The organism is Micromonospora sicca, from assembly GCF_003172935.1.
GTDB classification, from domain to species: Bacteria; Actinomycetota; Actinomycetes; order Mycobacteriales; family Micromonosporaceae; genus Micromonospora; species Micromonospora sicca.
Genome location: NZ_QGKS01000364.1, coordinates 1 through 9692 on the forward strand (window position 1 = coordinate 1; position 9692 = coordinate 9692).

At 71.0% G+C, this 9692-nt stretch carries 10 protein-coding genes and 1 pseudogene; 4 read left to right on the forward strand and 7 right to left on the reverse strand.

What is annotated here, in order from left to right; genetic code table 11:
- Both DKT69_RS29540 and DKT69_RS29545 read right to left on the reverse strand, forming a co-directional pair.
- Positions 1-256, reverse strand: a pseudogene (locus DKT69_RS29540) (tyrosine-type recombinase/integrase); the annotation flags it as partial.
- The gene (locus DKT69_RS29545; RefSeq protein ID WP_236648431.1) at positions 253-1011 is read right to left on the reverse strand and encodes an AbrB/MazE/SpoVT family DNA-binding domain-containing protein; all 759 of its coding nucleotides are present in this window, start codon (positions 1009-1011) and stop codon (positions 253-255) included. The pseudogene DKT69_RS29540 and the gene DKT69_RS29545, both read right to left, overlap by 4 nt.
- A gap of 498 nt (positions 1012-1509) precedes the next feature.
- Between DKT69_RS29545 and DKT69_RS29550 the strand changes: the two genes are divergently transcribed.
- On the forward strand, positions 1510-3426 hold the full coding sequence (locus DKT69_RS29550; protein ID WP_109804739.1) for a hypothetical protein: 1917 nt from the start codon (positions 1510-1512) through the stop codon (positions 3424-3426).
- A gap of 17 nt (positions 3427-3443) precedes the next feature.
- Here the strand turns inward: DKT69_RS29550 and DKT69_RS29555 are convergent, their stop codons facing one another.
- Both DKT69_RS29555 and DKT69_RS29560 read right to left on the reverse strand, forming a co-directional pair.
- Positions 3444-3995 (reverse strand): PIN domain-containing protein, encoded by a 552-nt coding sequence (locus DKT69_RS29555; protein ID WP_161557978.1) that lies wholly within the window; start codon positions 3993-3995, stop codon positions 3444-3446.
- Between the two features lie 90 nt (positions 3996-4085).
- Positions 4086-4355 (reverse strand): hypothetical protein, encoded by a 270-nt coding sequence (locus tag DKT69_RS29560; RefSeq protein ID WP_109804741.1) that lies wholly within the window; start codon positions 4353-4355, stop codon positions 4086-4088.
- 131 nt (positions 4356-4486) lie between these two features.
- Between DKT69_RS29560 and DKT69_RS29565 the strand changes: the two genes are divergently transcribed.
- Entirely contained in the window at positions 4487-5392 is a 906-nt protein-coding gene (locus DKT69_RS29565) for a hypothetical protein (protein ID WP_109804742.1), read from the forward strand.
- 113 nt (positions 5393-5505) lie between these two features.
- The gene (locus DKT69_RS29570) at positions 5506-6114 is read left to right on the forward strand and encodes a GNAT family N-acetyltransferase (RefSeq protein WP_161557979.1); all 609 of its coding nucleotides are present in this window, start codon (positions 5506-5508) and stop codon (positions 6112-6114) included.
- 86 nt (positions 6115-6200) lie between these two features.
- On the opposite strand, the gene DKT69_RS38605 is transcribed toward DKT69_RS29570, so the two are convergent.
- Both DKT69_RS38605 and DKT69_RS29575 read right to left on the reverse strand, forming a co-directional pair.
- Positions 6201-6362: a hypothetical protein gene (locus tag DKT69_RS38605; RefSeq protein ID WP_161557980.1), complete on the reverse strand. Its 162-nt coding sequence runs from the start codon at positions 6360-6362 to the stop codon at positions 6201-6203.
- 283 nt (positions 6363-6645) lie between these two features.
- Positions 6646-6855 (reverse strand): hypothetical protein, encoded by a 210-nt coding sequence (locus DKT69_RS29575; RefSeq protein WP_109804744.1) that lies wholly within the window; start codon positions 6853-6855, stop codon positions 6646-6648.
- 339 nt (positions 6856-7194) lie between these two features.
- Between DKT69_RS29575 and DKT69_RS29580 the strand changes: the two genes are divergently transcribed.
- Positions 7195-8223 carry a hypothetical protein gene (locus tag DKT69_RS29580; protein ID WP_146231247.1) on the forward strand — a complete coding sequence of 343 codons (1029 nt, stop codon included), beginning with the start codon at positions 7195-7197 and terminating at the stop codon, positions 8221-8223.
- A 288-nt stretch (positions 8224-8511) separates the two neighbouring features.
- On the opposite strand, the gene DKT69_RS29585 is transcribed toward DKT69_RS29580, so the two are convergent.
- A complete protein-coding gene (locus tag DKT69_RS29585) occupies positions 8512-9348 on the reverse strand; it encodes an abortive infection family protein (RefSeq protein ID WP_109804746.1) in 837 nt (278 codons plus the stop codon).
- Positions 9349-9692: the final 344 nt, after the last annotated feature.

Consider the following 9692-nt stretch of genomic DNA (forward strand, 5'->3'; position numbering starts at 1 on the left):
GGGCGCACCAGTCGAGCAGGGCGTCCCAGCCGGCGTCGTACTTGCGGATGGTGCCGGCGGCGCGGGAGGCCTCGGCGAACCGGGCCACGTCGGCGGCGAGGTCGTGCAGCAGACCGACGTCGGCCACAGTCGCCGGCTGGTGGGTGGCCAGCCACCGGGTGAGGTCGATCCGGCCCGGGGTGCCCGCGGCGTTGACGAGCTCGCCGTGCAGCACGTCGGTCGGCTGCCGGACGGCGGGCAGCCGGTCCACGCTCACGCTGACGCCCCGACGGCCGCCAGGTGGCGGTAGTCGATGGCGGTCACGCCGGCGGGCAGCGCGGTGGCCGGGCGGGCGAGCAGCGCCGGCGCGCCGAGGTGTCCGGCCAGGGCGAGCACCGCTCGTTCGGCCGGGCAGGTGACGCCGGCGGTGCGCAGCTCGAAGTCCCGCACGACCAGGGCGGCGCGGTCGGCGTCGGCGGGGCGGTAGTTGCGTACCCCGAGCGCGTCCAGGGCGGTCAGGATGGCCCGGAAGCTGCCGGGCCGGTCGGGCTGCGGTTCGGCGGGCAGCCCGGCGGCGTGCGCGGCGGCGATGAGGTCGTCGGTGACCGCATCGGTCAGCTGCAGCCGGGGCAGCAGCGGGATCACCGTGTCGGCCGCCGGTTCGCCGTCGAGCACCGCGGTGAGCACCGCGGTGTCGACCAGGACGGGCCCGCCGGCCGGGATGGCGGCCGGGGCGGGGCCGTCTGCGGCCGGCGGGACGGCGGCCCGGCCGGTGGTGTGGCCGGTGAGCGCGGCGGTCAGGGTCGGGTAGTGGTCGGCCAGCCGCAGGGCCTCGGCGAGGTCGCGGCGCAGGCGGGCCAGCGCGGCGGCCGGGGTGGCCAGGACGAGTTCGCCCGGGGCCGCGCCGGGCAGCACGACGACGGCGCCGGGATGCAGGCCGGCCACGTCGGCGAGTCCGGCTGGCAGGCGTACCCGGCGCCGGTTGTCCACGGTGGCCGGGGTCATGACGTCGGTGCTGGCGGTGGGGGTCACGGCGTCTCCGGGCGGGTGCCGGTGGCGGCGAGCATGTCCTGGTAGCGAGCGTCAGGTCCGGCACGTGCGGTGCCGCACGCCGCGCGGAAGCACGGCGGCCAACGCCGGGGCGCATATGGTCGGTGTTCCCGTCCGCTCGGGCGCGGGGCGGTGGGAAATCCCTGAGGCCGGTCAGGTCTGCGGGCCATGGCGAACACATTAGACGCCCACGGCGATGCCGGGGTCACCGCCGCACCGGTGGCCGTGGGCGCGGCCTTACGGGTTCGATCACGACCGGTAGCCCCCGCGCGTTCGAATCGGGGCGGGACGTTCCAGTGAGTAAGGTCCGGGAATCTTCCGTTCTCGTACCTAACTTCGGGGCCGTCCGCGTTGGCCGGCGACCGGGCGATGGGAGGCCGCGAGGTGCCACAAGCGACACTCAGAGTTGCGGCACCTGGCCTAGTCGGTTGGCCTGGCGGTACCAGGGTGTTACCTTCTTCGCAACAGGAAGGTGTCGATATGACAGTGCCCCATTCTCGACCGCACACCCTCGCGCAGTTCGCCCGCCGGGCCCGGATGAGCGCGCAGCGGCTGCGCGTGCTGCACCACGAGCGCCGGTTGCCGCCGTCCGACGGCGTCGACCCGGACGCCGCCGAGGTGTGGACCACCGCCACCATCGACCGGTGGCTGCGCGCCACCGGCCGCACGGTGCCCGACGACGCGATGTGGCCGTTCGGCTGGCCCGACGCGACCGAGCCCGCCGAGGTGATCTGGTCAGGCGACATCGACCTGCCCCGCGGGCACACCGCGGCGGTGACCATCTACGACGGCGCCGGCCAACCGGTCGTCTACGCCGTCGGCTACGTCGGACAGGACGTCAGCCGCGACACCATCGCCGAAGCCGCCATCGCCCGGCTCGACCCGGATCGCCGCGCTGGCGCCGTCGTCGTGCAGCCCTTCCTGCTCGACCCCGACTCCGACGGGCCGTACCCGCACCTGGAGCTGTGGCGGATGCCCGAGCAGCCCGAGCCGGTGCCGGAGTCCACCCCGGAGCCCGCCCGGCCGGCGTTGCCCGCGATGCTGCGCCGCTTCCTGCCTGAGCGGGAGCGCGAACCGCTCCCCGTCATGCCGGAACCGGTGGTGCTCGGCCGGCGACGCCGGCCGGGCGCGCCGGAGTACGCCGGCTCGGTCTTCGCCGCCGAGGTCGCCCGGGTGCTGGGCCGGCCGGTGCCGTTGTGGTGGGCCGGTACCACCACCCCGCAGATCGTGCGGACCGTCCGGCTGCTCGCCCAGGACCGGCCGCTGCCGGTTCCCGACACGATCACGGCCTGGCCCGGCGTGATCGCCCGGCTCGCCGCCGCGCTGGAGCGCTCGATGCACACCGCCTACCCGCAGGCGTTCGCGGTGCTCGCCCGGGAGACGCTCGCCGAGCACCGCAACGTCACCAGGGCCCTAACCCATCCGACCAGCGGGGACGGCTGGTATCTCGCGGCCGCGCCCCAGCCGCCGGCCTGGCCAGCCGCAGCGGAGCAGCGCGCTGCCGTCGCCGCCGGCCGCGACCTCGACCCCGACGCCGCCCTCGACGAGCTGGACCAGCTCGCCGAGGTCGAGGGCAACCTGCCCTGGATGCCCGACGACCCGTACGGTGGGGCCCTGCGCGAGGCGATCCTGTTCCTGCGCGGCCGGCTCGCCCGCGAGCACCCCGGGCGGGTGTACACGTTCCCGACCGTCTACAGCTGGCCGGATGCGCACGGCCCGATCCACGACGAGTACCGCCGGTACCTCACCCCGCTCACCCCGGCCGACCCCCACGGCGACCCGCAGCACCCGACCCGCCGGCTGGTCCGCCTGCTCTGTGAGGAGGCCAGCGACGCGGGGATCGCCCACCACCGGATCCTCGACCGGGCCCGCGAGCGGCTGCTCGGCCTCTACCGCGATCCCGAGGGACGGCTCGTCGCGCACCTGGCGGCCGGCATGCCGCACCTGGCCGACGAGCTGCTGATCGAGTGGCCCACCGGCATGCCGCCGGGCGGGTGGACGGAGCAGACCGTCATCGCCGCCGACGACGCCGACTCAACAGTTGGCCTGTTCGCGCTGACCCCCGGCCCCGACGGGGCGCTGCTCGCGCCGCAACCGGTGCCCAACCCCGCCGATGAACCCCGGTACACCTTCGGCTACAGCGGCAACAGCCCGGCCGTGCTTTACCAGGCCCTCGTGCGGTGCGCACTGGGCGACTGGACGGCCGCCGCCAGCGAGAGCTGGGTCGGCCGGCTCGCCCACGACACCGACGACCGACGCGGCCGGCCGCACAGCCAGCTCTGGCAGCGGATCACCACCAGCCAGGGCGCGCTGCGCCTGTCCTGGGCCGACGTGCAGCAGTGGGCGCGCGACGACCAACAGGCCGTGAGCCGCCGGCACCGGCCCGCATCCCGCTAAGCGCCGGCGCGCGCCGGTCACCCCCGCGTCTTGGCCCGGGCGGTGGGCGCCTGCCCACCGCCCGGCTGGCGCTTCGGGGGAGGTGGCGGCTGGTCCAGCTTGTACACCTTGAGGTTGGCGGCCCGGGCCCGCATCGCCATCCCGGTATCGAAGGTCACCAGCCGGACCGGCCGGCCAGAAAACGCCGCCAGGGCCACCGCGCGGTCCACGATCTCGTCGTCGTTGATCGGCAGCCGGACGTGCCCCATCGGGTCGAGCAGGACGTTGACGCGGACCTCGCCATGCGGCGGGTTGGCGTCGTAGTCGGCGGCACACAGCTGGCCTCCGGCCTGCACCACGCGGTCGATGTAGGCCACGGAGTACCCGGCGCGATAGCTCTTGTCGCCGCCGGTGAGTTTCGCCTTGACCAGCTCGTTGACGATCACCATTGGCACAACGAGGCGGATGGTGGCGATTCCCAGTCCCAACTCGTCGGCGAGGTTCAGGTCCTCCAGCTTGCGCTCGTGGTGCAGGTAGACGTTCGTGTCGAGCACCACGAGGTGGACGTACTCGGCACCGAAGCATCGCACACTTCGGCGACCCCACGACCGGTCACCCGGTGGGCGTCGGACGACAGCTGCCGCCGGCGGCTGGCCAGCTCGACCACCGAGCCAGCACAACTAGCGAGTCAGGACCAGCCCGACCAGCCCGATGACGAGCGCTGACCACGCGATGACCAGCGGCGCGATGCCCCAACGCCGCCGCTGATCAAACACGAGGTCGCCGACCGCGAGCAATCCGGCCAGCACGCACACGGCGTGCGGTGCAAGCTGAGGTGGATCCACTTCTCCGGACATGAGAAGGTACGCCGACACAGCACCGAAGATCAGAGGGACGTTGCCCACCGCCCTGCGCAGATTGGCGAACGCGGATTCTTGGAACGCCGCCACCGCTGTAGCCACATCTCGTTGGAGCCGCTGGTCCTATCGATGGCCGCACGTCGGCGCCTGGCGCCTTCCTTCCATCGCACTGCGACGATACGGTGACGAGTCGTAGGTACCGCCTGGGGAGGACGTGCCACATGGCCGGTCGCAGCAGCAGACAGCAACGGCGCGAGCCCGTCCGGCATCCGATCCCACTGGGGCGGCTGACCGCCCCGCCGCGGCGAGAAACGCCGGACCTGGACGACCCGCGTCTGCCCCACTTCGAGAGCGGCATGGCGGCGGCCCTGATCAGGTGCCCGGCCGAGGTGGTGCCGCTGTTCGCCGCGCTCGCGGTCGTACATCAGGAGATGAGCGGCGCCAGGCCCAACAGTTGCCTGCCGGTCTGCTATCAAATCGCCGCTGGCCTCGGCCACCTCGGGTTCGACATCGAGGTGATGGCCGCGTACGCGGAGGTGACACGGGGCGGCATCCGCCACGCCAACCTCGGGGTACGAGGTCCCGCCGTCGTCCGTCCGGACTGGACGACCAACGGGCACAGCGTGTTGTGGGCGGCGCCGTTCAACCGGCTGGTCGACCCCACGGTGGTCCAGCACCCCGAGCTGCTGCGCTTGGCCCACCAAGACCAGCAGAAAGGCAGCGCCCCGCTGGTCATCCACCTTGACGGCGGCCGGAAGCAGCTCCTGCAGGGCGGCGTCGGGGTGGTCCGGGATCCGTTCTTCATCACGTACCTGGCCCAGCCGCAACACACCGCGGCGTTCGACCCCTGGTTCGGCGAGTTCCGCGAGGCCCTGGACTACGGCGCTCTCGGCCTCGCTCACACCACGCTGAACCTCATCACCGCGGCTAGGGAGTTACGCGACCTCCGCGCACTGACGCCCCGCTACCCCTCGCTGGGCGCTCTGCTCACCGGTGACGAGCAGCTGCCGCCGCTGCCTGCCGACCCGCCTCCATCGTGGGTACGCCTCGTGGGCGAGGCGGCGAACCGTGCTCGAACCGACCAGAGGGACAGCGTTGTGCGTGGCGAGGCGGCCGAGGCCGGATGACGAGAAAGAAATCAGCGCGGGTGCCGCCGGTGACCGCCGATCGCCTACTGCGCGGTTGGTCCGGACCAGGCGGGACCCGCATCCGGTTAGCAGCGCCCGGCGATTCGACCGGCGTGGCGGAGCTGCTTCTGCTGGCCGACGGCATGGGCCTCGACCCGGCCGTCGAGCAGGGCATCAACGCCGGCACGGTCGCCTCGACGCTGCTGACAGGCATGAGGCAGGGCACCTCGGAGATGCTGCGTCCGATCGCCGAGGCCGCAGCCGCCGGTCGGCCCGACGAGGCCATGTCCGGGCTGGTGATGGTGTTGGTCGCCGAAGGGAACGACGGGCGGTTGCAGGGCGTGCTGCAGGCTGTCCCGCCGGGCAACGTGTTGTCCGAGGCTCACGCCGCCGGCGTACCGCTGCCCCTCGCCCTGGTAGCCGCAACGAAGACCGCGAAGATCCAAGGACTGGCCGTCGCTGAACACGCCCGCGGCCAGGGCCTAGGTGAGACCCTGCTGCGCCGCGCGGTGCGGACCTACTTCCAACTCGGCTGGCTACTGGCCTACGGCCAGTTCTCGGCCGGATCCGGCCTGGAGGACTACTACACGAGGCAGGGCTTCACCGTGCTGCCCGCAGGCGAGGGTATCGACCTGGACCGGATCAGCGTGCCAGTGGTCATCCGCCACGGGCCGGAGGAGCGACTGTTCACCCGGTGGCGACCGGCCGGAACCCCGGCCTAGCAGAAACTCGCTCGCGCCATCCCGACGTCGGGCCGGACGGCCGAGCCGTGACCAGCTCAAGGGTCACGGCCAGCCCGGCGAGGGGATCACGGGGAGTTGCCGTTGGCGATGGTGTACCCGGCGCAGAGGGTGCCCAGGGTCACTGCGTACCCGAGCAGCAGCCATACCGCCCGGTGCCGGCGGGGCCAAATCCAGCAGCCGAAAGCGGCCACCGTCAGGCCGGTCACCGAGCCGATGAACGGCAGCATGAAGACGAGGCCCTGGCCTCGCGGCGTGCAAATCGACCCAGCCGTAGTTTTCAGCCCGGAATCAACGGTAGCGCTGGTCAACTGGTCGTCGGCACGAGCGGCCCCGCCATCCTGCGGGACCGGCTCTGACCAGCGTTACCATTGGTTTCTACCGGGAGGCCGGCTGGCCAGCGTTGCCGCTGGTTACCGTTGATCAAATCGATCGTGCGGGAGCCGCCGGTCGCCGATGCCCGGCGGCCCCCCACTGTCTCGATCCGTGCCGGTCGGCGCGGTCCCGGCGGTATTACGCGATCATCTGGTGCGCGCCGAGTGCAACCGCCACGGCGGTAGTGATGGCCGCGACCGGGCCGCCGGCCACGAAGCCAATGATGCCTGCGGTGAGGGCCAAAATGCCGATCACCGCCCAGCGCAGAGGCAACCGGGACGGCTGGCCCGACAGTTGCTCCTCGCGCTGCGATGTACTCGAGCGGTCGCGGCGACGTACGCTCGCCATGCGGTTTCTCCTCTACTGCTTGCCAGGTGGTTGGGTGTGCCGTGCGCGGCCTCCGGATGGAACCCGGGGGCCGCCCGCATTTCCTCGGGCGTCCCGGCCACGCGCTCACGCCGGCGACGCGCCAACGCAAGTTCGGTGCAGGGCATACCGACGCGGCTCGTTGACCTGGCTGGCCCCGATCCGAGGCGGATGCACCTGCGGATCCCATGATGCGTCCGCCGACGCCGCCTTAAAGTCGATCTTGTTGTATGCTCAGAACGCTTTTGCACGACCTGGACGATGCAGGTTCTGCGCAGAGGTCGGGCAAAAGCGTTCGTTCGGCAGCGCTAGATTTAGCCGGTGACCCTTCCCGGCCCGGTGCCCTGGATGCCGACCAGTCGCGATACCTCTCGGCTGATCTCACGGCTGGAACGCCTTGAACTGAAACGGGTCGATCAGTCAGTCAGCGATACGGGGCTGCACCTACGCGACCTGCTGCGCAATGCCTCGACAATGACGATCAGACTCAACGACGGCGTGCGTGTGCGCAAAGAGTTCGTCTGCCTTCGGGAGCCCATGACCAACGGGTCCGACCGCGGCGTCCCGCCACCGCACGCTCGGCCGCCATCCACCCGGCTCATGGGGCGCAAGGGGGTCGCGCTGCGACTCATGCTGACCGCGCTGTTCGAGGCGCAGACCAGGACTGAGCCGGGCGAGCGACCGGCGGGCAATCCGCGGCCGCTGTCCCACGCCGGACGCGACGGTGTCGCTTGGACAGACCTGTTGGCCACCGACGCCGACGACGCCGGTAACAGCCGCACGATGATCACGCGGCAAGATAAACAACGCCGCCATCTCGGCAACGGCCTTGAGGCACTCGAACGTGCATGCCTCGTGGCACTGCCGCATCGCGGGGAGCCCCGCAACATCCACCGCGAGTTCATGCTCCTGGAGGAAACGGCGGCCCCCACGCCAAAGCCGCCCTACTCTGTGCCGAAAAACAGCGATGACTCGTTCGTGGTGCCGACCGCGCTGTTCACGAACGGCTGGATCAGCGTGCTGTCCGACGCGGAGCTGGCGTTCCTGCTGATGACCATGCTGATGTACCACCCGGATGAGGAGGAAGGCGTCGCCGTGCCGGCCAAGGCCCGGCTGCAGTTGATGGGCATCGGCCCGGAGACCTACGAGGCGCACCGGCTGCTAGAGACGTTTGGCCTGGTGCGCGTGACGCGGCAGGCCGGTCGAGCGGCGAACGGACGGGTGGCCAGTGTCGGAACCGAAGGCGGTCGCCGCGCGCTGCCCGACCTTGTGCAGCTGCTTCCTGAAGGGCTGAAGCGGGATGGCTACAGCACCGTCGCCGACAAGCTCGACAGCTTCTTTTGCCGCTGACGTTCTCCAGCCACTCGCGCTACGACCATCGATACCGCGCCATCTGCGTCCCCAATCCGCGGTCGCATCGAGTCAAAGTCCCTCGACGTAGGCCTCGGCCCCGGCGATACCGCCGCAGGCCCTCGCTGAGCCAGGCACCGGGAAGGCCAGGTGGTGGCGGCGCCTACACGGGAGCGCGTAGCCACCACACGGCTCCGCCTAGCTAGGTCGGGACGGCTCTGCTGCGGTACCCGCGTGGCCCGGACGGACCGGCGTAGGAGACGATCGGCTGCCGGTGCCGGCTCGCCCTCAGCGTCCGGCGGGCTTCCCGCTCATCGCCACCTCCAGCATGAACGCGCACCAGGCGATCGCCGACCGTACGGCGAGCCGGCCCACGGCCGCGTCGACAGCCGCGACACCGGTCACGCCGTGCCCGTCGCCGGCCCGGTTACGCAACTCGGCGACGTCGTGAGTGAGCGGATGCAGCCGCCCTAGGACACGCTTGACCTGCGCCAGCTGCGGGCCGGCCGCCTGGGTGACGTGCACACCGAGAGCCTGGCTCGCCTTGGCCACCAGCACGGGCACGTCGTCGTTGTCGTTGACGGTCTCGCCCGTGAGGGTGAGTACGGCCTTCGCGGTCGCCTCGATCAGGTTCTTCGCCCGGCCGATCTGCGCGCCGGTGTCGTCGGGCAGCGCTCGCTCCAAACGGGCCAGTTCCTGGCGAATGGCGGCGGCGTCCGGGAGAGCGGAGTCCGCCAAAGCAGCGAAGTGGGTTACGGCAGCGAGCGGGTCGCCGGGGGCGTCCAGACCGTATCCGTCGTCGGTGAGCGCATGGTCGAGACGCACCAGCCAGGATTGGTCGGCGTCCTTCGTGGTGGCGTAGAGGCGGGCCGCTCGGGCCGCGAACTTCAACGCTCGGGCGACGACGTCCGGGTCACTGAAGTCGCACGCGGCAAAGGTCTTTCTGACGGTCACGCTCGCGTGCGCACTCCGAATGAACGTCGCGCCCTCCGAGTGGATCGCCCCACCCTTGTCCGGAATCGGGTCGAAACCTGCCCACTTCAGGATCGCGCAGGTCTCCTTGACCGACTTCGGGCTGATCTTCGAGATGGCGTGGCGAGTCGTCTCCGACAGCAGTTCAGGCACAGCTGCTCAGCATGCCAGCGCGGACGGCTACATCGAAACCGTCGACCGCTGGCAGGCTAACCCCCTGACCGGCGTCGGCCTGTAACGGCGGCCTCCCCTTGCGGGCGGACCTGACCAGCACTGCCGTTGGTTTTCTGTTGGAAATTACGGACGGGCTTGAAAACCTCCTACGGCCTCGGGTTGGCCGGTGACTAACGACCTTGCGAAACTGGCGCTAAGCTTGGCGTTTAACCTGCTGGCCCGGTTAGCTGCGGATTCGATCGGGAAGCACACTGTGCACCGTGGACAGTGAGCGGCCTTGGCGTGATCATGGTGTTGCTGAGACATCAATGATCGACACCAAG